This window comes from Stenotrophomonas sp. STEN033, assembly GCF_056856655.1.
This window is the reverse complement of the sequence record NZ_JBXFWM010000011.1, coordinates 1-26,275: the sequence shown is the minus strand read 5'-3', so window position 1 is coordinate 26,275 and position 26,275 is coordinate 1. Positions and strand designations below refer to the sequence as shown.

Sequence of the window (26,275 nt, the reverse complement as noted above, 5' to 3'; positions counted from 1 at the left end):
ACTCAGTCGCGCTGCCCGCCGATCCAGGTGGCCTGCACCTGCAGGTCGCTGTCCAGCAGGACGAAATCAGCCTGGTAGCCGACTGCGATCTGCCCGTAACGATCATCCAGGCCGAGGAACTGCGCCGGATACGTCGATGCCATGCGCGAGGCTTCAGCCAGCGAAAGACCCAACAGACCAACCGTGTTGCGCACGGCAGTGATCATGTCCAGTGCCGAACCCGCCAAGGCACCTGCGGCATTGCGGACCACGCCATCAACGGCGGTGATGGTTTCGCCATACAGCTCGAACGTCGGGTTGTCCGAACCGACCATCGGCATCGCATCGGTGACCAGGAACACTTTGCCGCGCGGCTTGGCCGCCAGCGCCACGCGCAGGCTGGCCGGGTGCACGTGCACGCCATCGACAATCACGCCGCACCAGCTGTCAGCATCTTCCAGCGCCGCACCCACCGCGCCGGGATCACGTCCCTGCAACGGCGACATCGCGTTGTACAGATGGGTGAAACCGGTGATGCCGGCATCCAGACCGGCGCGGATCTCGTCGTAGGTACCGGCGGTATGACCGGCAGCAACGATGGCGCCGTTGGCGACCATCTGCTGGATGGTTTCCCGCGGTACGCGCTCCGGCGCCAGGGTGATCAGGGTGACGCCGTTGTCCAGCGCGGTGGCCATGCGTACTTCGTCGGCATCGGGCACGCGGAACTTGCCGGCATCGTGGGTGCCCTTGCGGGCGGGGGCGATATACGGGCCTTCCAGGTGGATGCCGAGCACGCCCGGCACCTTGGCGGCGATCGCCTCACGGGTAGCCCGCACCGCACGCGCCATCACCTCGGCATCGTCGCTGATCAGGGTCGGCAGCATGCCGGTGGTGCCGTAGCGGCGATGCCCGGCCACCATCGTGCGCAGGGCATCGACATCGGTCTGGTTGTTGAACAGCGCGCCGCCGCCACCGTTGACCTGGGCATCGATGAAGCCGGGCAGCAGCCAACCGCCGCCCAGGTCCACCTGCGCCTCGGCCGCGGCAACCGCCGGGTCATCACTGGCGACGACCGCAGTGATGCGGCCGTCCTCGATCAATACCGCGACATCGTCACGGAAGTTCTCGCCGGCAAGTACCCGGCCATTGCGCAGCGCGGTTTTCATCAGACCGTTTCCGTCACCTTGTTGAGGTGCGGCGGCAGGTCCGGGTTGTTGCCACGGCGCAGCGCCAGCGCGTTGATCGCGCGGTAGAAGCTCTGGATGGTCAGCAGCGGCGCGCACAGCGGGTGCGGTGCCTCGGCGGTCGGCAGGTTGCCACCCTCGCCGGTCAGCCACACCTGCGCGCCGCGCGCGGCGAACTCCTCGGCCACGGCACGGGTGCCGGCGCCGGTTTCATCAGGCTGGGCAAAGGCCAGCACCGGGAAGTCCTCGCCCACCAGCGCCATCGGGCCATGCTTCACTTCGGCCGAGCTGTAGCCTTCGGCATGCAGGCCGCAGGTTTCCTTGAACTTCAGCGCCGCTTCCTGCGCTGCCGCCAGGCCCGGGCCACGGCCGAGCACGAACAGGTTGTGGGCATCGACCAGGCCGTTGGTGACTGCGCTCCAGTCGCACTCCCAGGCCTTGCTCATCGCCGCCGGCAATGCGTCCAGGGCGGCGATCAGGGTCGCATCATTCTTCCAGTAGGCACCCAGCTGCAGGATGGCCGCCAGCGAGGCCAGGTAGCTCTTGGTCGCGGCGACGCTGCGCTCGGCACCGGCGCCCAGCGGGATCACGGTTTCGGCCAGCAGGGCCAGCGGCGAATCCTCGACGTTGACCAGCGCCACCACGCGCGCGCCGGCAGCCTTGGCAGCTTCGGCATTGCGCAGCAGGTCCGGGCTCTTGCCCGACTGCGAGATGACGATGTACAGCGCGCCGCGCAACTGCAGCGGCGCTTCATAGACCGAGCCCACCGACGGCGACGCCGAAGCGGTCACCAGGCCGAGCTGGGTCTCGAACAGATACTTGGCATAGGTTGCCGCGTGATCGGAACTGCCGCGTGCGCAGGTGACAACGAACGGTGGCGGGTTCTGGCGCAGGTCTGCGGCCAGGGCCTGCACCACGTCGCGGTTGCGTGCGAACTGGGCGGCGATGACAGAGGCGCTTTGTGCCGCCTCGTTGAACATCAGGGTTTCGGTTTCACTGGGCAGTGCCATGGATCATTACTCGGAAAGGTCGGGGGGAGATGAAGGAGGTCGCGACGCCTGCTGGCGCAGCGGCGCGGTGGAACCACGTACCACCAGCTGCGGTACGAAGCCCTGGTTCTGCAATTGGGCCGGGCTGTCTTCGTAGGCGTCGGTACGCAGCTGGCTGATCAGTAGGCGCGCCGCATGGCGGGCGATATCGCCGGTGGCCTGCTTGGCGGTGGTCAATGCCGGCCACGACTGGCGCGAGAACGGGCTGTCCTCGAAGCCGGCAATGGACAGGTCATACGGCACGTTCAAGCCGGCCGAATTGGCCGCCGCCAGCACGCCGGCGGCGATTTCGTCGTTGGAGCCGAAGATGGCGGTTGGCGGTTCGCGCAGCGCCAGCAGGCGGCGCGCACCACGGAAGCCATCGTCGAAGGTGTAGTCACCCGGAATCACCAGGTGCTTGTCCAGGTTGATCCCGTAATCCTTCAATGCCGCCTCGTAGCCGGCATAGCGCTCGCCACTGGAGCGGTGCGAGGTACCACCCCACAGGAAGCCGATGCGCTGGTGGCCCAGCTGGATCAGGTGCTCGGTGATTTCATAGGCGGCGTCACGGTCATCGACGAACACGCAGGCGCCATCACCCGGGTCTTCGGTGGCGGCGATGATGCGCACGGTCTTGATGCCACGCGCGTTGAGCGCAGCCACCAGCTCCGGGCGCTCGGACATCGGCGCGGTCAGCACCAGCCCGGCCAGCCGCGAGCGCTGTACCCAATCGGCCAGTTCCTCGGCCAGCATCGGCGAGGTCGAGTCGCAGGGATGGATCTGCAGGCCGAAGCCGGTTTCGCGGCAGGCCGACAGCACGCCGTTCTGTACCCCGATGATGTGGTACGGATTGGGGTTGTCGTAGACCAGCCCGATCACGAAGGTGGTGTTGCTGCGCAGGTTGCGCGCGGACGGATCCGGCTCATAGTCCAGCTCGGCCACCGCGCGCAGCACACGCGCGCGGGTGGCCTGCATCACCGAAGGCTCGTTGTTGATCACCCGCGAGACGGTCTTCAAAGAGACCTTGGCCCGCTCGGCGACATCCTTGATGGTGGGTCTACGCATTACCGGTTCCCGCGTTGGCTCGATTGCCGCCATGATGCTTGATTCAGGCGCCACGTGCCTTGCCCGCGTTATGGCCAACGGTGCCGAAGTACAGGATGTACAGGTAGCAGGGGATCATCAGCGCCGCGAACACCAGCTGGAAGTGCTCCGGGTAGGCGTGCTTGAGCAGGGCGAAGGCCTGCGGGATGATCGCGCCACCGGCGATACCCATCACCAGCAGGGCCGAACCGGTCTGGGTGAAGCGACCCAGGCCGCGGATCGCCAGCGGGAAAATCGCCGGCCACATCATCGCATTGGCAAAGCCGAGGGCAGCCACGAAGCCCACCGACACATAGCCGTGGGTGAAGAACGCACCGAGGGTGAACAGCACGCCCAGCACCGCCGACACGGCCAGGTACTTCTCCTGCGAGATATAGCGCGGGATCAGCGCCAGGCCGGCCAGATAGCCGAGCAGCATCGCGAACAAGGTGAATGAGGTGAAGAACTTGGTCTGGTCCAGCGGCAAGCCGAAGGCATGCCCGTAGGTACCAATGGCATCACCGGCCATCACCTCCACACCGACGTACAGGAACAGGCAGACCACGCCCAGCCACAGGTGCGGGAACTGGAAGATGCTGCGCTTGGCAGCGGTACCGCTTTGTTCCGGCGCGGCGTTGGATTCTTCGGCGCTGACTTCCGGCAGCGGCGACAGCAGCACCGCGACCGATGCCACCAGCAGGATGGCGAACATCACCATGTAGAACGTGTGGATGCCGCCGGCAAACCCATCCAGCAATGCTTCGCGCGTGGCCGGATCGGCCTTGGCGACTTCGGCGGCAAGATCCCCCACGCCGTGCAGCACCAGCGAGCCCAGCAACAGAGGCGCCAGGATGCCGGCGATCTTGTTGCAGATGCCCATCAAGGCGATGCGACGTGCGGCCGTTTCGATCGGGCCGAGGATGGAAATATAGGGGTTGACCGACGTCTGCAGCAGCGCCAAGCCTCCGCCAAGAACGAACAGGCTGGCCAAAGCACCCGGGAAAACCCGCCAGGTAGCGAACTGGCCAAATGCCGCCGCGCCCGCCGCCATCACCACCAGGCTCAAGGCCAACCCCTTCTTCATGCCGGTGCGGCGCAGGATCCACGACGCGGGAATGGCGAGGAAGAAATACGAAAGGTAGAACACCATCAACACCAGGAAGGCGGATATCTCGCTGACCTGGAAGGCCAGCTGCACGAAGGTGATGAGCGGCCCGTTGAGCCAGGTGAAAAAGCCAAGAATGAAAAACAGCACGCCGACCACGGCGATGGAAGATGCCGTGCTGGTACGCGGCGTCGAGTCGGGAACAGCAGACATGGGCAAAGCTCCTGCGGATGCGGGAGACGGATCGAGCCGTCAGGCGATTACGTGGGAACAACGTTGTCACATTTATTGTTTGCTGCGGACAAGTTTGTCAACAACGTCACTTCGGCGGCCTATTCCGATAGATCATCAGGAATGCCCTACAAGCCCGGAAGAATCAGGCTTTCTGCGAAAAACCCCATAACGTAAGCCGCTACACGTTATCGGATGCAACAAATGCAGGCGCCCCAAGGTTTGCGCAGATGCGCTGCGGCGCAACATCGAAAATTTCAATTATTCGTTGACATCGTTGTCAGAACGATTACAGACTCGCCCCCGATTGGTGCCCTCTCCGGGCACTCCGCCTCGCCATAGGGAACCCGAGTGACTGCTGTCGTCCCCCCACTACAGACCACCCGCCTTGACCCCGCCAGCCGGCCCTTCTTCGCCGCCGACGTGGGCGGTACGCACGTCCGCGTCGGTCTGATCCAGGCAGCAGCGGCAAACGATCCGGCCATCGATGTCCTGTCCTACCGCAAGTATCGCTGTGCGGACTACCCCAGCCTCAGCGCGATCCTGTCCGACTTCGCCAGCCACAACCCGCCGGTCGAGCACTGCGTGATCGCCACCGCCGGCTACGCGCTGCCGGATGGCACGGTGATTTCGGCCAACCTGCCGTGGCCGCTGTCGTCCAGCCGCATCCGTGATGAACTCGGCTTTGCCGGCGTGCATCTGGTCAACGATTTCGAAGCCGTCGCGCACGCGGCCGGCCACATCAACGCCAGCCAGGTGCTGCAGCTCACCGGCCCGACCGACGTGGAACGCGGCCCGACGCTGGTGATCGGCCCCGGCACCGGCCTGGGTGCCGCGGTGTGGATTCCAGTCGGCAACCGCTCGGTGGTCCTGGCCACCGAAGCCGGCCAGGCCTCGCTGGCAGCTACCACCGAACTGGAAATGGCCGTGCTGCAGCAGATGCTGCAGGACCGTCCGCATGTGTCGATCGAACAGGCACTGTCCGGTCCCGGCCTGCTCAACCTGTACAACGCACTGTGCGCGGTGCGTGGCACCACGCCGGTGCACACCACGCCGGACGCCGTCAGCGCCGCCGCCTGCGATGGCAGCGACCCGCTGGCCGTGGAAACCCTGCAGCTGTTCTGCGGCATCCTCGGCTCGACCATCGGTGACATGGCCCTGCTGTACGGCGTGCAGGGCGGCATCTATCTGGCTGGCGGCATCCTGCCGAAGATCAGCCAATTTCTTTTGAACAGCACCTTCGTCGAACGCTTCCTCAACAAGGGGCCGATGCGCAAGGCGTTGCAAAGCATTCCCGTGAAGCTGGTAGAGCACGGGCAACTGGGCGTCATCGGCGCCGCCAGTTGGTATCTGGAAAAGTCGGCCAAGTAAGCCTTCAGCAGCATAAGCAACAGATCCACCAGCAGGACCCGTAGTAACGCGGCACGCAGTGCCAATCAATCTTGATGTTGAGGAGAGACAACATGCATCGCAAGACCCTTCTTTCGGCAGCCATCGTCAGCTGCCTCGCCTTCAGCGCACACGCGCAGGAAGCCCAGCAGAACGCCACCGACCTGGACACCGTGACGGTCACCGGCATCCGCGCCAGCCTGGAAAAGTCGCTGGATACCAAGCGCAACAACGACACGGTATCCGAGTCGATCACCGCTGAAGACATCGGCAAGTTCCCGAACACCAACGCCGCCGAAGCCATGGCGCTGATCCCGGGCGTCACCATCGACCGTCGCTTCGGCCAGGGTGAGCGCGTCAGCATCGACGGCACCGACCCGAGCCTCAACCTGAGCTTCATCGACGGCCACCCGGTTGCACAGGCCATCTGGCTGTACGGCGAGTCGCCGAACCGTGGCTTCGACTACACCATGCTGGCCCCGGAAGTGCTGGGCCGCCTGGAAATCATCAAGTCCTCCGAAGCCCGCCTGCCGGAAGGCAGCCTCGGCGGCACCGTGATGATGCATTCGCGCAAGCCGCTGGACATCGATGCCAACTCGGTCAGCGGCTCGGTCGGCTACAGCTACAACGACCAGGCCGAGAAGGGCAGCCCGAACATCTCGGTGCTCTACAGCTGGAAGAACGACGACTCCACCTGGGGCGTCAACGTCGCCGCCCAGCGCCATGAAGAAAAGGTCGATCGCCAGGGCATCGAAATCTTCGGCTACAGCACTGTTGCCGACTTTGCCAAGGTCAACCCGAACATCGCCGCCCAGGTCGGCAAGGGCGAACTGCGCCCGACCGACAAGGTCGCGCAGGAAATCAACGTTGCCTACTTCCAGCAGGAGCGCAAGCGTGACAGCGCCCTGGTGAACCTGCAGTTCAAGCCCAACGACCAGTTCGAGGGCACCTTGAGCGGCCTGTACATCAAGGAGAACTTCGACAGCTACAACCAGTCGATGTACAACTTCATGACGCAGAACAACTCGTCCATGCAGGCCGTCGACTACTTCAACCCGACCGGCCCGGGCGGCTTCGTCACCGGCGGCCACACCAATGCCAACCCCGGCAGCGGCACCGGCATCATCTACGACAACCAGGTGCGCTTCTCGGAAGTGACCACCAAGGGCGTGGACCTGGACCTGCAGTACCGCGGTGATGGCTGGAAGCTGGGCGGCAAGATCGGCACCAGCAAGTCCGAGAACCCGAACATCAGCCAGTACCTGATCGAGCCGGTCTACAGCGGCTCCTACACCTGGGACTACCGCAAGGGCTTCCAGGCTGATGACCAGGCCGCGTATTACGATCCGGCGAACTGGGGCAACATCTTCGGCAACAACGGCGTGTTCAGCTCCGAAGCCAAGGACAAGTACGCGCAGCTGGATTTCAGCAAGAACTTCGACAGCATCTTCAACCAGTTGCTGGTCGGCGTGCGTCGCACCGAGCACACCGAAAACTACGGCCTGGGCGTGTATGGCGGCGTACGTACCGGCAGCCTGGCCGACGTCGGCACCATCGGCAACACCAACCTGCTCGGCAGCCTGGGCGGCGTGTTCGGCAACACCAGCCACCACCCGCAGGTCGGCCAGGGCAACGTGATCAGCTGGGTGCATGGCAGCCCGGTGGACTACTCGCGTTCCGACGCGTCCAGCCTGTTGAACAACACCTGGGAACTGGAGCAGAAGACCACGGCCGCGTACACGCAGCTGAACTTCTCCACCGGCGCCCTGCGCGGTAACTTCGGCGTACGCTGGGTCCAGACCAAGACCGACAGCAGCGCCTATGTGTACGGCGACAACCAGCCAGTGCTGCCGGCGCCGGCCGAGTGGTGGCAGACCAGCAAGAGCAAGAAGAGCAACATGCTGCCGTCCGTCAACCTGGTGTATGACAATGGCGGCGACGTGGTGTTGCGTGCTTCGGCTGCCAAGGTCATCGCCTGGGCACCGTACAACCTGATGTCGAACAACCTGTTCCTCAACGACACCATGATGACCGGCTCGGGTGGCAACCCGGACCTGGATCCGTACAAGGCCTACAACTTCAACTTCTCGGCCGAGTGGTACTTCGCCCCGCAGTCGGTGCTGGCAGGCTCGGTGTTCCTGAAGCAGACCCAGAACTACGTGCTGCAGACCCCGGGCACCGAGCGTCGTTACAACTCCATGCGTGACAGCAACCCGACCACCTGGTTGACCACGGTTGGCTCGCACGGCTGTACCGCCGATGGCTTCTGCGACTACAGCGTCACCCGTCCGCGCAATGCCGGCGGCGCCAGTGTCCGCGGCTTCAACGTCAACTACCAGCAGGCATTCGGCGACACCGGCCTGGGCTTGATCGCGAACTACACCTACGCAACCGGCGATACCGATGCCGGCAACAACATGCCCTACCTGTCGCGCAGCACCGTCAGCGTCAGCCCGTACTTTGAAAACGAGCAGTTCAGCGCCCGTGTCAACTACAACTGGCGTAGCAAGTACGAAGGCGTTGGCTATGTTGCCGGTGCACCGGCGGCCACCACCGCCGCGTATGCCGACCTGAGCGCAAGCCTGGGCTGGAACTTCACCGACAACCTGAGCCTGTCGCTGGATGCGATGAACCTGCTCAACGAGAAGTACCGCCAGTACGTTGCCCAGGAAGAGGCACTGGCTGCGGAATACTTCACCGGCCGCCGCTACATGGCCAACCTGCGCTTCAAGTTCTGATCCATGCCGGCAGGCAACATTGCCGGATAGCGTGACCCGCCGGGCCTGGATCATTCCGGGCCCGGTTTTTTTTGACTACATGTAGTGCCGAGCCATGCTCGGCATTGCCCTGCTTCATGTAGTGCCGAGCCATGCTCGGCATTGCCCTGCTTCATGTAGTGCCGAGCCATGCTCGGCATTGCCCTGCTTCATGTAGTGCCGAGCCATGCTCGGCAACGCACGCATTGTCGAGCGAAGCCCCTGCCGAGCATGGCTCGGCACTACAAAAACAGCAGAAGCAACAGCAACAGCAACACCATGCCGGGCATGGCTCGGCACTACACAAGATCCATGCGGCAGGACACACTGCCGCCCATGCAAAGACAGACAGGAGCTCCGCCCATGACGAAGTCCTTCCACAAGCGCAGCCGCGCGCCGTGGCTCAGCAGCTGCGTATTGCTGGGCATGTCCGCCCTGCAGGTGCAGGCCGCCGACTCCACCTCCGCCCCTACGCTCATCCCCCGCCGGCCAGCTACCAGGCCGACGGCGGCAAGGACTTCGTACTGCAGAATTCCGCACGCGTCGGCGGCAACGACGAGGCCGCACGCCGAGCCGCCGCGCAGTTCGTAACCCTGCTCAAGCAGAACGGCGGCCCAACCCTGGCCGTTGCCGACAGCGCCAGCAAGGCGCAGATACGCTTCCGCCTCGATCCTTCAGCGCTCAACACCGCCGAAGGCTATGCACTGAAGGTATCCAATACCGGCATCGACATCAGCGCAGGTGATGATGTCGGCCTGTTCTACGGCGCGGTCACCGCCGCCCAGCTGCTGACCGGCAACACGCCGGGCCACGTCGCCGCCGCCACCATCAACGACACCCCACGCTTCCCGTGGCGTGGCTTCATGCTCGATTCCGCGCGTCACTTCCAGAGCATGGACGAGATCAAGAAGCTGCTCGATGCGATGGCGCAGCACAAGCTCAACACCTTCCACTGGCACCTGACTGATGACCAGGGCTGGCGCATGGAAATCAAGCGCTACCCGAAGCTGACCGAAGTCGGCAGCTGCCGCGTGCCGCTGGGTGATGCCGGCCGCAATGCCGCCACCGGCGAAGCCCGCCAGTACTGCGGTTACTACACCCAGGAGCAGATCCGCGAAATCATCGCCTATGCGGCCGAACGCCACATCCAGGTCATCCCGGAAATCGACGTACCCGGCCACGCCACCGCCGCCATCGTCGCCTATCCGGAACTGGGCACCACCGAACAGAAGCTGGTCATCGACAACCAGTGGGGCGTTTTCCAGAACCTGTTCAACACCGAGGAAAGCACCTTCCAGTTCCTGGAAAACGTGCTGGAAGAAGTGATTGAGATGTTCCCGTCCAAATACGTGCACGTCGGTGGCGACGAAGCGGTCAAGGACCAGTGGATCGCCTCCAAGCGCGTGCAGGAGCGGATGCGCGAACTCGGCGCGAAAGATGAAATGGAAATGCAGAGCCATATCATCAAGCGCCTGGAGAAGTTCCTGGAGCAGCACGACCGCCGCCTGATCGGCTGGGACGAGATCCTCGAAGGCGGCCTGCCGCCGGAGGCCACGGTGATGTCCTGGCGCGGCACCGAGGGCGGGCTCAAGGCCGCCAGCGAAGGTCATGACGTGGTGATGTCGCCGGTCACCCACATGTACATGGACTACCTGCAGACCGAGTCGCCGAACGAGCCGCCGGGCCGCCCGACCACGATCCCCCTGCAGAAGGCCTATGAGTTCGAGCCGGTACCGGCCGACCTTGCCGCGGACAAGCGTTCGCACATCCTTGGCCTGCAGGCCAACATGTTCAACGAGCACACCCGCAACAACCAGAACCTGGAGCACAACCTGTTCCCGCGCCTGGCTGCGGTCGCCGAGACCGGCTGGAGCCCGCAGGACAAGCGCAGCTTCAGCAACTTCCTGCAGCGCTTGCCGCGCCAGCTGCAGCGCTACCAGGCAATGAACATCGCCTATGCAAAGACGCCGTTCCAGGTGGACATGCAGGACAAGGGCGAGCACCGCACCGGTGCGGTGCAGGTGAGCCTCAACAATCCGCTGGGCTACCCGGTGCATTACACCGTTGACGGCAGTGCCGTTACCGCCAGCTCGCCGCTGTACGCACAGCCGCTGCAGCTGAAGGTACCGGTGCAGATACAGGCCGCGGCCTTCTTTGATGGCAAGCCGTTGGCAGCAGCCAGCCGCTTTCAGCTGGATGCGGCCTCGCTGCTGGTCCGTGAGGACACCCAGCTCGGCCTGTGCCCGAATGGTGGCAAGCTGCTGCTGCGCCTGGAAGATGACGGTCCGGCCGAAGGCGAGCGCGAAATCTTCAACGTCAACATCTTCAACCCCTGCTGGTTGTGGAGCGATGTCGATCTGTCCGGCATCACCAGCGTCAAGGTGCGCGCCGGTCGCATCCCCTACAACTTCCAGCTGGCCCACGACGAGCCGTCGCGCAAGTTCGCACCGGCGCGTACCGCCCACGGGGAAATGGAGATCCTGGCCAACTGCGAAGGCAAGCCGCTGGCCTCGATCCCGTTGCCGGCCGAACCGGGCGCCGACGGCTTCCTGGAGCTGGATGCCCCGATCAGTGCGCCGGCCAACCGTGGCGACCTGTGCGTGCGCTTCACCGGCGACACCCGCCCCAACATGTGGACGCTGGACTGGATCAAGCTTGAACCCGCCAAATAATCCGCACGGCGGTGTGATGTAACCGAGAAGGCCACCGCATGCGGTGGCCTTCTGCTGTCTGCTACAGGCCATTGGAAATTCCGGATGTGTGGGACGTTGTGGGAGCGGCGTAAGCCGCGAAGCAGCTGATCCAACAGCCAGCAGTTGCCCTTTACATCGACCCACCGATGCCCGTTGCCGATCAGCGATACAGGAAAGCCCTCCATTTCATCGCCCCCGGCTTCGCGGCTTACGTCGCTCCAGCAGGCGCCCTTGGCGTGCCAAAAAATTTCACGCGACTCCAGCGCCCCCGGAAGATTCAATGCAAAAGCGCCCCTGGATTTCAAATGAAACAAAAATAATCACTGAAATCATTGATATATAGGCAGCATCCGCATCCCCATGAGGATGAAAATTTTTTGCAGTGCGCCTTGACATCGTTGTCACGAAGCCACGACACTCCGCATGCCGCAACGCCATCACAGGTGTCGCGCCAACTTCCAGGGGACGTGCGTGGTAGCCAGCCTGAATACAACAGCCAAGCTGACCACTCCTGCATCTGCCGCGCCGCTGCTGGCCGCCGATGTGGGCGGCACCCATGTCCGCGTGGGCCTGGTGCAGCCGGGCAGCAGCGCCAGCGCGCCCATGCAGCTGCTCGGCTATCGCCAGTACCGCTGCGCCGACTATCCGGACCTGAGCAGCATCCTTGCCCAGTTCCCGGTGGACCGCGCCACGGTGCGCGAATGCGCCATCGCCAGCGCCGGTTATGCCCTGCCCGATGGCACCGTGATCTCCGCCAACCTGCCCTGGCCACTGTCGTGCAATCGCATCCGCGATGATCTTGGCTTCGCCGCCGTGCACCTGGTCAATGATTTCGAAGCCGTTGCCCATGCTGCCGCCCACATCAAGGACGGCGACGCGCTGCAGCTCAGCGGCCCCGCCAGCGGCGATGGCCCGGTATTGATCGTCGGCCCCGGCACCGGCCTGGGCGCCGCCCTGTGGATCCCCAATGGCAACCGTTCGATGGTACTGGCCACCGAAGCCGGGCAGGCCTCCTTGAGTGCCAGTACGCCGCTGGAAGTCGCCGTGCTGCAGCACATGCTGCGCGGGCGCAGCCATGTCGCCATCGAACATGCGCTGTCCGGCCCAGGCCTGCTCAATCTGTACAACGCGCTGTGCGCCGTACGCGACAGCGCGCCGGCGCACACCAGCCCCGACGCCATCAGCGCCGCTGCCTGCGATGGCAGCGATCCGCTTGCCGTGCAGGCACTGCAGCTGTTCTGCGCAGTCCTCGGTTCGACCATCGGCGACATGGCCCTGCTGTATGGCGCACAGGGTGGCATCTACCTGGCTGGCGGCATCCTCCCCAAGATCAGCCCGTTCCTTTTGAACAGCAGCTTCGTCGAACGTTTCCTCAACAAGGGACCGATGCGCGAAGCGCTGCAACGCATCCCCGTGAAGTTGGTAGAGCACGGGCAACTGGGCGTCATCGGCGCCGCCAGTTGGTATCTGGGACGCAGGGAAATCGATCCCAGCGCACCGCACTCCGCAGTAGATCAGGCGCATGCAGCAACCCGCTCATGCCCAGCTTCCCGTGACACAAGTTCCGGCCAGTTCGCCGGCATCCATCAATGATGAGGAGAGACATCATGAGGTACCGCAAGTCCGTACTATCCGCCGCCATCGTCACCTGCCTGAGCTTTTCCGCGCACGCGCAGGACGCCGGCCAGCAGGCCACCGAACTGGATACCGTGGTTGTCACCGGCATCCGCGCCAGCCTGAAGCAGGCGCTGGATTCCAAGCGTGACTCCGACGCCATCGTCGACGTGGTCACCGCCGAAGATGTGGGCAAGTTCCCGGCCACCAACGTCGCCGAAGCCATCACCATCATTCCCGGCGTGACCATCGACAAGGCCTTCGGCCAGGGCGAAAAGGTCTCGATCCTGGGCACCGACCCGGCCTTGAACCGCACCCTGCTCAATGGCCAGACCATTGCCTCGGCCGACTGGTTCATCTCGGACCAGCCGGGCCGCACCTTCAACTATTCGTTGCTGGCGCCGCAGCTGGTCAGCAAGGTCGAAGTCTACAAGTCACCGGAAGCGTGGCTTGAGGAAGGCTCCATTGGCGGTACCGTCAACGTCTCCACGTGCAAGCCGCTGGACCTGGGCGGCACCACCATTTCCGGCGCCGTCGGCTACCTGTACAACGACCGCGTCGAAGCGGGCGATCCGTCGGTGTCGGCAATGTTCGGCTGGAAGAACGACGCCGACAATTTCGGCGTGATCGTGTCCGCCCAGCGCTCGATCGAAAACATCCGTCGTGACGGCATCGAGTCCTACGGCACGGTCAGTGGCAAGGATTACATCAACGGCAAGGGCGGCTCGCCGAACTCGATCACCACCACCACCACCGACTGGTCGACCGACCCGGCCACCACCATGCCGCCGAGCTGCGTGGGCACCTGCGCCACCACCCTGCTGGCCAACCCGAATGCGGTCGCGCCGAACGCAATCAGCGCGCACTACTTCGAACAGGAGCGCAAGCGCGACACCCTGTCCGTTGCCCTGCAGTTCAAGCCGACCGACAAGCTGGACATCGAGTTCAACGCACTCAACGTCAAGGCCAAGTACGACAACATGACCCACTCCATGTTTGCCTTCAACGGCAATCCATGGAACTCGCTGGGCGGCCTGACCGACGTCACCGTCGATGGCGGCGTGATGACCAAGGCCTCGTTCCGCAATGCCTTGACCGTGTATGACCTGCTCAACCGCCAGGCCACGGTGGACACCGATTCCTACGACCTGAAGTTCACCTGGAAGGACGAGCGCTGGTTCGCCTCGGCCCACGCCGGCATTTCGGAGGCAAGCGGCGGCACCGGCAAGCAGGTGTTCGGCGAGTTCCTCAACAAGGCCGACTACAGCTACGACATCAGCGGCAAGACCCCGAGCCTGAACTTCCACGGCTACCAGACCGACCCGGTCGCCGACGTTGCCACGCACATGAAGCCCGGCCATGCCGGCAGCCCGTTCACCGACCCATCCGCCTACCGTTTTGACGGCGGTGGCCCGGCCGGTGGCTGGCACACCAACCCGCCCAGCGCCACCAACTGGGGCGCAGGCTGGGGCGGCAACATCGTGACCAAGCCGACCAAGGACGAAGAGCGCTACTTCCAGGTCGACGGCGGCGTCACCCTGGACTCGCCGATCTACCAGGTCCGCTTCGGCCTGAAGCGTCGTGAGCACGAAACCTCGCAGTCGATGGCGGGTGTATCGCTGGCATCGATCAAGGGTTATGGCGACCTGACCGCCGACCAGTTCAGCCCCAAGGATGTGCCGAACAGCTACCTCAGCGGCTTCGGCAACGTGGGTGACCTGAGCAACCGCTTCATGATCGACGGCTGGGCACTGGCCGATTACATCAACAGCGGCAAGTGGCTGGCCCCGTGGCAGACCATGCCGACGCCGAGCACCTTCAGCGATCCGTCCTACGCCGCCAACACCTGGACGGTGAAGGAAGACATCAACGCTGCCTACATCCAGGCTGATTTCAGCCATGACCGCCTGCGCGGCAACTTCGGCGTGCGCCTGGTACAGACCGAATCGGAAAGCACCGGCTACACCTGCTCTTCGCTGAAGAGCCCGTGCCCGGCAGACGGCTATGTGTTGAGCACGGTCAAGAAGAAGTACAACAACGTCCTGCCCAACCTCAACGTCGCCTACGACCTGAATGACAGCGTGGTCCTGCGTGGCTCGGCAGCAAAGGTGATCTCGCGTCCGAACTACGGCGATATGTCCAGCTACCTGTGGATTGGCGACCAGACCCTGACCGGCGGCGGTGGCAACCCGAACCTGGATCCGTACGAGTCCACCAACCTCGACCTGTCGGCCGAATGGTACTTCGCCGAGAACGCCATCCTGGCCGGTACCGCCTTCTACAAGAAGGTCGACAACTACATCCTAGTGACCACGCAGAAGGAAACCCATTACAACCAGTCGCAGCAGACGGATACCGAGTACGACATCTCGCGTCCGAACAACGCCGGTGGCGCCAAGATCCAGGGCTTCTCGGCCGCGTTCCAGACCAGCCTGGACAACGGCCTGGGCCTGCTCGCCAACTACACCTACGCTGACGCCAAGGCTGATGCCGGCAACCGCCTGCCGTTCAACTCCAAGAACCAGGTCAACTTCAGCCCGTTCTACGAGAGCGAGCGCTGGAGCGCGCGTGTCACCTACTCGTGGCGTTCGAAGTACTACACGCAGGCTGACCGCGGCAACTTCCTGGTCACCGATGACTACGACTCGCTGGATGCCAACATCAACGTCAAGTTGACCGACAACCTGACCCTGGGTCTGGATGGCATGAACCTGCTCGACAGCGAATACCGCTCCTACGCCGAGGTTCCGGGCGTCGCCAACACCGAGAAGGTCATCCGCGGCCTGTACCGCACCGGCCGCCGCTACATGGCCACGCTGCGCTTTGCCTTCTAAGGCGTAGCTACCCGTTTCACTGGTTCTGTTGTCTTTTTCTCCAGCGGGCTTGGGATTTCCAGGCCCGCTTTTTTTTACCCGCGATGCGCCGTTGGTGCGCCTCCAACTACCCGCCGCGGGCGACGGCGCAACGCGCGCAGCCTGCACCGACTGGAGCAACTGCAATCGCAGCCGCAACGCCCCGAGAAGCGCCCAAGCGGAATCTGGATTATCAATGAATTGAAGATAAACATAATTTTCAAAAATGACTGAAATTCACTCCAACAAGTTTCAGGAGGAATGAATGGATATTCCTTTTCATTCAATTTATCCTTGAAAAACAGCAACTACAGTATGAAACAGAGATTTCAAGGCGTCAGTTTTTCGTGAAAATTATTTTTGCAAATTGAAAACAAATACACGCAAACTCCACCCCGAGCTGAACGACGGTAGTCACCCGCCCCACCCACCCATCGAGGCATGACGTGGACAAGCAAGGCCGGCAGTACATCCGATCCACTCCCAACGGCGCCCGCCAGCGTGCGCGCTTGACCCCTGCTGCAACCGGCCTGTTGTTGACCTGACACCGCGTTCGACGTGGCCGGCCATCACGGCAGCCGCGCTGTTTCTCCGCACACCCGAAGGGATGCGGGAATCACTGGCCAGCAGCACTTGCCGGCCATCCATCAGCAAAGGGAGAGAGACCTTTGAAACACCGCAAGTCACCGTTAACCGCCGCCATCGTCAGCTGTCTGGCGATCAGTTTTGCGGCCAGCGCACAGGAAGCGCAGCCGGAGGCGGCAACCGAACTCGACCGCGTCGTCGTCACCGGCATCCGCGCCAGCCTGCAGCAATCGCTTGAGTCCAAGCGCAATGCCGACAGCATCGTCGACGTGATCACCGCCGAAGACGTAGGCAAGTTCCCCGCGACCAACGTCGCCGAAGCGATGACCATCATCCCCGGCGTGACCATCGACCGCGCCTACGGCCAGGGCGAGCGCGTCAGCATCCTCGGCGTTGACCCGGCCTTGAACCGTACCCTGCTCAACGGCCAGTCCATCGCCTCGGGCGACTGGAACATGTCCGACTTCCCGACCCGCACCTTCAACTACTCGCTGCTGGCACCGGAACTGGTCGGCAAGGTGGAAGTGTTCAAGTCGCCGGAAGCGCGCCTGGACGAAGGCTCCATCGGCGGCACGGTGAATGTCTCCACCCGCAAGCCGCTGGACATGCCCGAGCAGATCAGCATCACCGGCCGGGTGAGCTATTCACGCAATGACCGCGTCGAAAAGACCGACCCCAGCGCCTCGGCCGCATTCGGCTGGAAGAACGCGGATGACACCTTCGGCTTCATCCTGTCCGCGCAGTCCACCAATGAAAGCATCCGCCGCGATGGCATCGAGTCCTTCGGCACCGTGCTGGCCAAGCACTATCGCGACGGCCTGGATGGTGCAGCCGGCTCCATCGCCACCGGCAACTGCACCGGTGCCTGCGCCGATGCCATCCGCAACAACCCCGATGCGGTTGGCCCGAGCTCGGTCAGCGCGCACTTTTTCGAACAGGAGCGCAAGCGCAACACCTACTCCGCATCGTTGCAGTTCCAGCCGATCGAGAAGTTGAACGTCGAACTCAATGCAGTGAAGATCGACGCCAACTTCGACCACATGGCCCAGGCCATGTTCGCCTGGCAGGGCAACACGTATGGCAGCCTTGGTTCTCTGACCGACATCACCATCGAGGACGGGCTGATCACCGCCGCCAAGCACAAGGGTGCACGCATGGTGTTCGACATGCAGAACCGTCGCGCCAAGATCGAGTCGGAAACCTACGACATCAAGGCGGATTGGAACGACGAACGCTGGTTCGCCTCCACCCACATCGGTTCGACGAAGGCCGAAGGCGGCCCGGAGCAGGTGTTTGGTGAATTCCTGGCAAGCGCCGACTACGACTGGTCAGTCCAGAATGGTCCTGGCACCCCGGCAACCTTGAACATCCACGGCCCCAATCCGTTCACCACGCCGGAGCTCTTCCGCATGGACGGCGGCTATGCCAGCACCAACTGCGCAACCACCAACAACTGGTGCTCCGGCTGGGGCGGCAATCTGGTGGAGAAGCCCACGCTGGACAAGGAGACCTACGGCCAGGTCGACTTCGGCATCAAGCTGGACTCCCCGGTTTACATGCTGCGCTTTGGCTACAAACAGCGCGCCCATGAAACCGGCCAGATCCAGCGTGGCGTCACCCTGCCCTCCGTACAGGGCTGGGGCGATGCCACCGCCGACATGTTCAAGCCACGCGACCTGCCGGACAACTACCTGAGCGGCTTCAGTGGCTATGGCGACCTCAACCGCCGCTTCACCATCGATGGCTGGGCGTTGGCAGACTACATCCGCGGCAACACCTGGCTTGCGCCGTACCAGACTGCACCGGTCCCCACCACGAAGGGCAATGCGGAGTTCATCCGCAACACCTGGACCATCGAGGAAGACATCCAGGCCGCCTACGTGCAGGCTGACTTCAGCTATGAGCGCCTGCGCGGCAACATCGGCGTGCGTTATGTCAGCACCAAACTGGATTCAAGCGCCTACTCCTGCAACACCGGCTTGAATGGTTGCACGACCAGCCAGATGACACCGGCCCAGGTCGAAGCTTCCTATGACTACGTGACCCGCAGCAACAAGTACAGCAACGTCCTGCCGAATCTGAACCTGGTCTACGATGCGAGCGACGACGTTGTGCTGCGTTTCTCGGCGGCCAAGACCATGGCCCGTCCCAACTATGCGGATGTGTCCAGCTACCTGTTCCTGTCCGACCAGTCGCTGACGGGTGGCGGTGGCAACCCCAACCTCAAGCCCTACCGCTCCACCAACCTGGATTTCTCCGGCGAATGGTACTTCTCGCAGGATGCCATCCTGGCCGCCTCGATCTTCTACCGTGACGTCAGCGACTACGTGCTGCGCATCTCGCAGGAAGAAACGCACTACAACATCAACCAGCTGCGTGACGCGGTATTCCTGGTGGATCGTCCGCAGAACGCAGGGGATGCCAAGGTCAAGGGCTACTCGCTGGCATGGCAGCAGAACATCGGTGCAGGCTTCGGCATCATCGCCAACTACACCTATTCGGACGGCGAGGCTACCAATGGCAAGCCCCTGCCCTTCAACTCGAAGAATCAGTACAACCTGAGCCCGTTCTTCGAGAACGACAAGTGGAACGCCCGCATCACCTACAACTGGCGTGACAAGTACTTCACCCGCGTCAGCGGCGGCCGCGATGTATGGACGATGGAGTACCGCTCACTGGATGCATCGGTGGCCTACAAGGTCAATGACTACCTCAGCATCGGTCTTGAAGGCATGAACCTGCTGGACGAGCAGTATCACAGCTACTTCGGCAACGAGAAGTTGCTCAATGGTGCCTACAAGAGTGGCCGTCGTTACATGGCCTCACTGCGCTTCGCCTTCTAAGCCGTAATGCAACACCGCCTGGCGGGAGCCGAGTGCTCCCGCCAGGTTCCTGCCAGCCAACCAGCACGCACCGGGCATCACTGCATGGAACAGCCGAAAGCCAATACCCTTCACCGCCACCTTCCGCTGCTGGCGGTCCTGGCTTGCCTGCTGTTGCTGCCGGCACGCGCTGCAAGCGCTGCCGACGACGTCTCCGGCTACTGGCTCGGCGAGATCGGCAGCCCACGCGAGAAGGTCAGCATCGGGCTCAACCTGCAGGCCGACGCCAACGGCCGCTATGACATGCAACTTGATCTGCCCATCGCCCACCTGCGCTCACTGCCCCTGCACGGCAAGGCCGATCTCGACGACAGCAACACCCTGGTCCATCGCACCCTGCACATGGCGCTGCGGATGCAGGACAAGGAATTGACCGGCACCTTGCTGGGCAGCGGCGAACGCCTGCGCCTGCGCCGTGGCACGCCCGCCGCGCTTCCCACCGAACCCGCAGCAAACACAGCGCCCCAGACCCTGCCAGGCCCGCGCTGGAAGGCCCACCTTGGTGGCCAGATTTTCGCCTCGCCGGTAGTCGCCGATGGCATTGCCTATATCGGCACCACCGCTGGCACCCTGTTTGCCGTCGACCTTGCCGATGGCAGCCTGCGCTGGGGCAGCGCATTGGGCTACCCGGTCTATGCAAGCGCACAGGTCACCGACGATGCGGTCTTCATCAGCAGCGATGGTGGCTACCTGCATCGGCTTGACCGCAAGACCGGCCGCGAGCAGTGGCGCTCGTCGATCCAGGACGCGCGTAGCAGCCGCGAGCCCCCACAACCGCAATCGGCGGCCTGGGAATGGCAAGGCCCGCGCCCGCTGCTTGGCAACGGCCAGATCTATATCGGCGGCAGCGACGGCAGCGTGCAGGCGCTGGACATCCGCACCGGCGCCAGCCGCTGGAAGCGCCAGCTTGCTGGCCGTATCCAGCATGGCCTGGCCAGCGACGGCACCCAGCTGTTCGCAATCACCGAGGCCGGCGTGGTGCAGGCCCTCAATGCACGTACCGGCACGCCGCTATGGCAGTACCGCCTGGCCGCACGCCCGGGCGCAGCACCGGTGGTGCATCGCGGCCGCGTGTTCTGCAACGACCGCAGCGGCGTGCTGCATGCAATCGATGCCAGCACCGGCAACCCGCTGTGGCTGACCCAGTTCTGGACCTCGTGGATCGAATCCGAGCCCTCCTTCGACGGCAACACGCTGTACATCGGCTCCTCGGACCTGCGCAAGGTGAGTGCCATCGATATCGTCAGTGGGCGTGTGCTGTGGCGCACCGATGTAGGTGGCTGGAGCTGGGGCACACCACTGGCGCTGGGCGATCACCTGCTGGTCGGCATGGCCGCTGGCCATCCCTATTTCCTTGAGCACGGCGCTGGCGTGGGCGTACTCGACCGACGCGATGGACGCCTGCTCGCCACCCATGCACTGCCCTCCGGGCGCGGCTTCCAGTGGGGCATCGCCGGCAACCTGGCCCATCATGCGAATGTGCTTGTTGCAGCCGATATCGAAGGCGTGCTGATGGGTTTTGCACTTGATGCGATGATCCAGTCGAGCACCGCAACCACCGCCCAGGCCTCTGTCGGGCCGCCCGTCTTGCCTTCCTCCCCCAGCGGATCGCAGCAATCGCAACATCAACTGTAAACGCAACAGCGGCTGTCAACGCGCCAGCCGTCAACAACGAGGAACCATGATGCACCGACACCGACTTTCCACCCATGCCCTGCACGCTGCGCTGCTGCTCGCCCTGGGCGCTGCCAGTGGCCATGCAGGTGCTGCCGCCAACAGTGCAAGCGTCCAACTGTTGCCGGTCGAAGTGACCGGCGCCAGCATCATCCCGCGCCCGGTATCGGTGTTGCCGGGCAACGGCCGCTTCTCCGTCGATGCATCCACCCGCGTCATCGCTGCCGAAGGCGCAGGCGAGGTCGCCAGCCAGTTCACCCAGCTGCTGGCACGCACCACGCCGTTGCAGCTCAAGGCGGACAGCAGTGGCCCGGCAAAGGGCGCCATCCAGTTCCGCATCCGCAAGGACAAGGCTGCGGCCTCGCCGGAGGCCTATGCACTGAGCATCAATGGCGACGGTGTGGTGATCGAGGCCGGCGACGCGCGCGGCCTGTTCTATGGCGCGATGTCGTTGTGGCAGCTGCTGGCAGCTGCGCCTTCGGCCAGCATCGCCCTGCCTGCGATGCAGGTCGAGGATGCACCGCGTTTCAACTGGCGCGGCTTCATGCTCGACTCGGCGCGGCACTTCCAGAGCATCGACGACATCAAGCTGATCCTTGATGCCATGGCCACGCACAAGCTCAACACCTTCCACTGGCATCTGACCGATGACCAGGGCTGGCGGATGGAAATCAAGCGCTACCCGAAGCTGACCGAAGTGGGCAGCTGCCGTGCTGCCGCGGGGGAAGCGGGCGTTGGTCCTGACGGCAAGCCGCACCTGTATTGCGGTTACTACACCCAGGAACAGATCCGTGATGTGGTCGCCTATGCCGCCGCACGTCATATCACCGTCGTTCCCGAAATCGACGTGCCGGGCCATGCACAGGCGGCCGTGGCGGCCTATCCGGAGCACGGCGTGGTCGACGGCCCGACCCAACCATCCGCCAATTGGGGCGTTAACCCCTATCTGTTCAACCCGCGCGAGGAGACGCTGCAGTTCCTGGAGAACATCCTGGCCGAAGTGCTGGAGATGTTCCCCGGCCAGTACATCCATATCGGCGGCGACGAGGCGGTGAAGTACCAGTGGCAGGATTCGCCGCAGGTGCAGGCCTATATCCGCGAGCTTGGCCTGAAGGACGAGGAAGCATTGCAGTCGCATATGCTCAAGCGGCTGGAAAAGTACCTGGAAGACCGCGACCGCAAGCTGATCGGCTGGGACGAGATCATCGAAGGCGGCCTGCCGCCGCAGGCCACGGTGATGTCCTGGCGCGGCATCGAAGGCGGCATCGAAGCGGCCACCCATGGCCACGACGTGGTGATGACCCCGGGCAACACCTTGTACCTGGATTTCCTGCAGACCAATCTGCCGGAAGAACCCACCGGCCGTCCGAAGTTCACCTCGATGCAGCGCGTCTACGCGTTCGACCCGGTGCCGGCCGAGCTGACCCCGGCGCAGCGCAAGCACGTGATCGGTGTGCAGGCCAACATGTGGACCGAACACACCCGCAACGGCAAGGACCTCAAGCACAACGTGTTCCCACGCCTGGCCGCGCTGTCCGAGATCGCCTGGACGCCGCTGCAGAACAAGAGCTACGACGACTTCCTCGCACGCCTGCCGGCGCAGCTGCAGCGCTACAAGGCATTGGGCATTGGTTACGGCCAGACGGCATTGTCGGTGGCGATGAAGCGTCAGGATGATCGTGCAGCTGAGAAGGTGACGGTCGAGCTTTCCAACCCGCTCAGCTACCGCGACATCCGTTACACCACCGACGGCAGCACGCCTACCGCGCAATCACCGGCCTATCCCGGCGCGCTGACCTTGCCGGTGCCGACCGTGCTGACCGCGTTGACCTTCTTCAACGGCAAGCCGGTCGCCGACAAGCCCAGCCAATGGAACTTCGATGCGCAGTCACTACTGACCCGCACCGACAAGACCCTGGCGCAATGCCCGCAGGGCGGCCGTCTGCTGCTGCGTCTGGTCGATGACAACCCGCTGCACGGTGAGCGCGACAACTTCGACGTCACCATCTTCAACCCGTGCTGGCTGTGGGAAGACGCGCAGTTGCAGGACATCGCCTCGGTCAAGGTCCGCGCCGGCCGCATTCCCTACAACTTCGGTCTGCTGCGTCCGGAGGAAGCCAAGCGCGGCTTCCGCAAGCCGGTGAGCCAGCACGGCGAATTTGAAGTGCGTGCCGGCTGCGAGGGCCGCGTGCTGGCCACCGTGCCGCTGCCGCAGCAGCCGGGCAAGGATGGCTTCATTGAACTGGAAGCACCGCTGCAAGCCGGTGCCGAGCAGATCACCGACCTGTGCATGACCTTCAGCGGCGATACCCGTCCGCAGATGTGGGTGCTGGACCAGGTGCAGCTGCAGCCGAAGAAGTAAGGCCCGGGGAGAAATCGCCGGGAAGGCGCGGTGCGGTACGTGAGTCCTCTCCACCCACGTCCCGCACCGCACCGACTTTGCAAAATCACCGGCGCCATGACGGTGCCTGTGATGGCGCCAACGTAGCAGCCCAAGGGCCGCCTGCGTAAGTGCCATGACAGCGGAAATGGCTGATTTATCTAAAGAATTAAGTTGCAGCCGCAACCAGGCCCGGTTCTGACACCGCGCAGGCGGGACGCTATCGGCTCAACGCCCCTGCAGCCGCAGCAGTAAATCCCGCAGCGGCGTCAGCACAGTCAGCATGCCGATCAGTACACCACTGGTGTTGGCCAGGGCATCCATCGGATCGGCCATGCGCGTGGCGGTCAGCGCGCCCTGCGCCCACTCAATGCCAACGCCCATCGCCACCAATCCTGCGGCCACCCAGCACAGCGCGCGGCGGCTGCCGAACAGCTGCACCGCACTGGCGGACAGGATGAAGTAGGCCAGCAGGTGCTCGACCTTGTCGCTGTTCTGCGGCAGGTTCAGTTCGGGCGGCGGGATCAGGCACACCACGATCACCGCCAGCACCGCCGCACACCACAGGCCCAACCAGAACCCCTGCCGCCGCAGTGGCTTCAGCGTGGTGCTTACAGCCGCCACGTCAGGTCACCGAGCAGGAAGGCCGCCGACATGTCGACGTCACGGCTGAAGCCCATCACCTGGAAACGCTCGCCCATCTCGGTCGGCAAGGTCAGCCGCTTGAGCTGATCGCGCAGGCGCAGTTGACCGACTTCATCGGTGCGCGCTTCAGCCTGCAGCAGCAGATCGGTGATGCCATTGCCGAGCAGGAAGTTGGCCTGGTTGCTGTATCCGGCCAGGTCGAAACCGGCGTTGGTACCGGCTTCCGCCAGTGCGGTGAAGTCCACCGAGGCGGTGATGTCCTGCAGGCCCGGCCACAGGAACACGTCGTTGTGCACGCGGTGACGGTAGAACGCACGCATCGTGCCGTCATTACGCTCGCTCTGGTAGAACTCGCTGCGCGAATAGCCGTAGTCGACGAACAGCATCGCACCACGCTGCATGCCACCGGCCACGGCCTGGATCCAGTACGGCAGCTGTGGCAGCACTTCGGAACGGTAGCCGTGCGCGAACGGGCGCTCCAGATAACGCTCTACATGCCGCACCGCGGCCAGCATCAACTGGTCGGCGGGTTGCGCGCCGCGCACGAAGCGGCCTTCGCCGTCGAGCTCCACGGTCTCTTCATAGATCTCGCCTTCGTCAGCGAGGAAGCGCGGCGTCGGCAGCGCATCGATCACCTCGTTGGCGAACAGCACACCGTCCCAATCGTCGTCGAACGGTCGGTCCAGCCACTCCACCAGTGCGAACACCGGCGGAATCAGTGCGCGCTCAAGGCGTTCGCGCTGGCGCTCGCGCAGGTCGGCGCTGGGTTCGAGGATGGCGTAGCGCTCGGGTAGCGCATCCAGTTCCAGCAGGCGCTTGAGCATGACTTCGGCAAACGCGCCACTGCCGCCGCCCAGTTCCAGCATGCGTGCCTGCGGGCCAAGCTGCTTCAGCACCGGCGCCACCGCGTTGGCGGTGGTGGCGGCAAACAGCGCGCCGATCTCCGGCGAGGTGACGAAGTCACCGGCGGCACCAAACTTGCTGGCACCGGCGCTGTAATAGCCCCAACCCGGCGCATACAGTGCCAACTCCATGAAGCGTGAAAACGGCACCGCACCGCCTTGGGCAAGAATTTCCGCACGCAGGTGCGCGGCCAGCTGCTCGCTGTGGGCAAGCGCGTCTGAATCGGGGGTTGGCAGGTCGGAATGCATGATGCGGCGGTTTGCGAGGACAATGCACAGGATAGCTGAGTAAGGAAATCCCAGATGACAGAATCCCAACGGGTGGCCCTGGTCACCGGCAGCGCGCGCCGCATCGGCGCCGGCATTGCCCGTCACCTGCACGCCCATGGCTACCGCATCGCCCTGCATGCGCACCAGTCCAGCGAGGAGCTGCAATCACTGGCCTTCGACCTGGAGAGCGAGCGGGCGGGCAGCGTGTTGGCGCTGGAGGCCGATCTGCGCGACGTGGCCGCCCTGCCCGACCTGGTGGAACAGGCGGTCAGCCACTTCGGCCGGCTGGATGCGCTGGTCAACAATGCCTCCAACTTCTTCCCTACCCCGTTCGGGCAGGTCCAGCCGGAGCAATGGGATGAATTGTTCGCGGTGAATACGCGCGCACCGTTCTTCCTGGCGCAGGCCGCCGCCCCGCACCTGATCAAGCAGCGCGGCGCCATCGTCAACCTGACCGACCTGCACGCCACCCAGCCGCTGCGCGAGCACCCGGCCTACAGTTCGGCCAAGGCCGCGCTGGAGATGGTGACCCGCTCGCTGGCGCTGGAGCTGGCGCCACATGTACGGGTCAACGCGATTGCCCCCGGCGCCATCCTCTGGCCCGAACAGGGCAAGAGCGAGGCGGCCAAGCAGAAGCTGATGGAGCGCACTCCCCTGGACCGCCTCGGCACCCCGCACGAGATCGCCTCGGCGGTACGCTGGCTGCTGGACGACGCCGGCTACATCACCGGCCAGACCCTGCGCCTGGACGGCGGCCGCCTGCTGACTTAGTGCCGCACCTGTAGTGCCGAGCCACGCTCGGCAAGGGGCTTTACCAGCGAAAGGCTGCCCTCACCCCAACCCCTCTCCCGCAAGCGGGAGAGGGGCTCAAGAGCCCTTGGCCGCCCAAGACTCCCGTAGTGCCGAGCCACGCTCGGCAGGGGGCTTTACCAGCGAAAGGCTGCCCTCACCCCAACCCCTCTCCCGCAAGCGGGAGAGGGGCTCAAGAGCCCTTGGCCGCCCAAGACTCCCGTAGTGCCGAGC

At 63.9% G+C, this 26,275-nt stretch carries 15 protein-coding genes; 9 read left to right on the top strand and 6 right to left on the bottom strand.

Going from position 1 to position 26,275, the window contains the following annotated elements; genetic code table 11:
- Positions 1–2: 2 nt before the first annotated feature.
- Genes nagA through AC1VXC_RS05890 form a run of 4 tightly spaced genes read right to left on the bottom strand, consistent with a single transcriptional unit; the run spans position 3 to position 4,592 of the window.
- Complete coding sequence (gene nagA, locus AC1VXC_RS05905; protein WP_481538480.1) at positions 3–1,145, bottom strand: N-acetylglucosamine-6-phosphate deacetylase; 1,143 nt, start codon at positions 1,143–1,145, stop codon at positions 3–5.
- Positions 1,145–2,173 carry an SIS domain-containing protein gene (locus tag AC1VXC_RS05900; protein WP_313494815.1) on the bottom strand — a complete coding sequence of 343 codons (1,029 nt, stop codon included), beginning with the start codon at positions 2,171–2,173 and terminating at the stop codon, positions 1,145–1,147. Before AC1VXC_RS05900 ends, nagA begins: the two co-directional genes overlap by 1 nt.
- A gap of 6 nt (positions 2,174–2,179) precedes the next feature.
- On the bottom strand, positions 2,180–3,256 hold the full coding sequence (locus tag AC1VXC_RS05895; protein WP_293714555.1) for a LacI family DNA-binding transcriptional regulator: 1,077 nt from the start codon (positions 3,254–3,256) through the stop codon (positions 2,180–2,182).
- A 43-nt stretch (positions 3,257–3,299) separates the two neighbouring features.
- Positions 3,300–4,592 (bottom strand): sugar MFS transporter, encoded by a 1,293-nt coding sequence (locus tag AC1VXC_RS05890; protein WP_313173052.1) that lies wholly within the window; start codon positions 4,590–4,592, stop codon positions 3,300–3,302.
- Positions 4,593–4,961: 369 nt separating this feature from the next.
- On the opposite strand from AC1VXC_RS05890, the gene AC1VXC_RS05885 reads away from it, so the two are divergent.
- The 8 genes from AC1VXC_RS05885 (at position 4,962) to AC1VXC_RS05850 (ending at position 23,417) form a co-directional block, all read left to right on the top strand.
- Positions 4,962–5,981, top strand: a complete 1,020-nt coding sequence (locus tag AC1VXC_RS05885; protein ID WP_481538479.1) for a glucokinase family protein — start codon at positions 4,962–4,964, stop codon at positions 5,979–5,981.
- Positions 5,982–6,073: 92 nt separating this feature from the next.
- The gene (locus AC1VXC_RS05880) at positions 6,074–8,737 is read left to right on the top strand and encodes a TonB-dependent receptor (RefSeq protein WP_481538478.1); all 2,664 of its coding nucleotides are present in this window, start codon (positions 6,074–6,076) and stop codon (positions 8,735–8,737) included.
- Positions 8,738–9,153: 416 nt separating this feature from the next.
- Positions 9,154–11,427, top strand: a complete 2,274-nt coding sequence (locus AC1VXC_RS05875) for a beta-N-acetylhexosaminidase (RefSeq protein WP_482995017.1) — start codon at positions 9,154–9,156, stop codon at positions 11,425–11,427.
- A gap of 492 nt (positions 11,428–11,919) precedes the next feature.
- Positions 11,920–13,041, top strand: a complete 1,122-nt coding sequence (locus tag AC1VXC_RS05870; protein ID WP_481539601.1) for a glucokinase family protein — start codon at positions 11,920–11,922, stop codon at positions 13,039–13,041.
- Between the two features lie 14 nt (positions 13,042–13,055).
- On the top strand, positions 13,056–15,896 hold the full coding sequence (locus tag AC1VXC_RS05865; protein WP_481539600.1) for a TonB-dependent receptor: 2,841 nt from the start codon (positions 13,056–13,058) through the stop codon (positions 15,894–15,896).
- A gap of 686 nt (positions 15,897–16,582) precedes the next feature.
- On the top strand, positions 16,583–19,342 hold the full coding sequence (locus AC1VXC_RS05860) for a TonB-dependent receptor (RefSeq protein WP_313173046.1): 2,760 nt from the start codon (positions 16,583–16,585) through the stop codon (positions 19,340–19,342).
- Positions 19,343–19,426: 84 nt separating this feature from the next.
- A complete protein-coding gene (locus AC1VXC_RS05855; RefSeq protein WP_481539599.1) occupies positions 19,427–21,016 on the top strand; it encodes an outer membrane protein assembly factor BamB family protein in 1,590 nt (529 codons plus the stop codon).
- A gap of 49 nt (positions 21,017–21,065) precedes the next feature.
- Positions 21,066–23,417: a beta-N-acetylhexosaminidase gene (locus tag AC1VXC_RS05850; protein ID WP_481539598.1), complete on the top strand. Its 2,352-nt coding sequence runs from the start codon at positions 21,066–21,068 to the stop codon at positions 23,415–23,417.
- A 246-nt stretch (positions 23,418–23,663) separates the two neighbouring features.
- On the opposite strand, the gene AC1VXC_RS05845 is transcribed toward AC1VXC_RS05850, so the two are convergent.
- Together AC1VXC_RS05845 and AC1VXC_RS05840 are read right to left on the bottom strand one after the other, a co-directional pair.
- Positions 23,664–24,059 carry a VanZ family protein gene (locus AC1VXC_RS05845; protein ID WP_313173043.1) on the bottom strand — a complete coding sequence of 132 codons (396 nt, stop codon included), beginning with the start codon at positions 24,057–24,059 and terminating at the stop codon, positions 23,664–23,666.
- Positions 24,047–25,231, bottom strand: a complete 1,185-nt coding sequence (locus AC1VXC_RS05840; RefSeq protein ID WP_313494800.1) for a class I SAM-dependent methyltransferase — start codon at positions 25,229–25,231, stop codon at positions 24,047–24,049. The genes AC1VXC_RS05845 and AC1VXC_RS05840 overlap by 13 nt, the downstream gene beginning before the upstream one ends.
- A 54-nt stretch (positions 25,232–25,285) precedes the next feature.
- Here AC1VXC_RS05840 and AC1VXC_RS05835 point away from each other — a divergent pair, with 54 nt between their 5' ends.
- Positions 25,286–26,023 carry a pteridine reductase gene (locus AC1VXC_RS05835; protein ID WP_303747474.1) on the top strand — a complete coding sequence of 246 codons (738 nt, stop codon included), beginning with the start codon at positions 25,286–25,288 and terminating at the stop codon, positions 26,021–26,023.
- Positions 26,024–26,275: the final 252 nt, after the last annotated feature.

Coding starts and splice junctions, on each gene's coding strand:
- nagA (WP_481538480.1), bottom strand. CDS start 1,145: ATGAAAACCGCGCTGCGCAATGGCCGGGTACTTGCCGGCGAGAACTTC.
- AC1VXC_RS05900 (WP_313494815.1), bottom strand. CDS start 2,173: ATGGCACTGCCCAGTGAAACCGAAACCCTGATGTTCAACGAGGCGGCA.
- AC1VXC_RS05895 (WP_293714555.1), bottom strand. CDS start 3,256: ATGCGTAGACCCACCATCAAGGATGTCGCCGAGCGGGCCAAGGTCTCT.
- AC1VXC_RS05890 (WP_313173052.1), bottom strand. CDS start 4,592: ATGTCTGCTGTTCCCGACTCGACGCCGCGTACCAGCACGGCATCTTCC.
- AC1VXC_RS05880 (WP_481538478.1), top strand. CDS start 6,074: ATGCATCGCAAGACCCTTCTTTCGGCAGCCATCGTCAGCTGCCTCGCC.
- AC1VXC_RS05865 (WP_481539600.1), top strand. CDS start 13,056: ATGAGGTACCGCAAGTCCGTACTATCCGCCGCCATCGTCACCTGCCTG.
- AC1VXC_RS05855 (WP_481539599.1), top strand. CDS start 19,427: ATGGAACAGCCGAAAGCCAATACCCTTCACCGCCACCTTCCGCTGCTG.
- AC1VXC_RS05850 (WP_481539598.1), top strand. CDS start 21,066: ATGCACCGACACCGACTTTCCACCCATGCCCTGCACGCTGCGCTGCTG.
- AC1VXC_RS05840 (WP_313494800.1), bottom strand. CDS start 25,231: ATGCATTCCGACCTGCCAACCCCCGATTCAGACGCGCTTGCCCACAGC.
- AC1VXC_RS05835 (WP_303747474.1), top strand. CDS start 25,286: ATGACAGAATCCCAACGGGTGGCCCTGGTCACCGGCAGCGCGCGCCGC.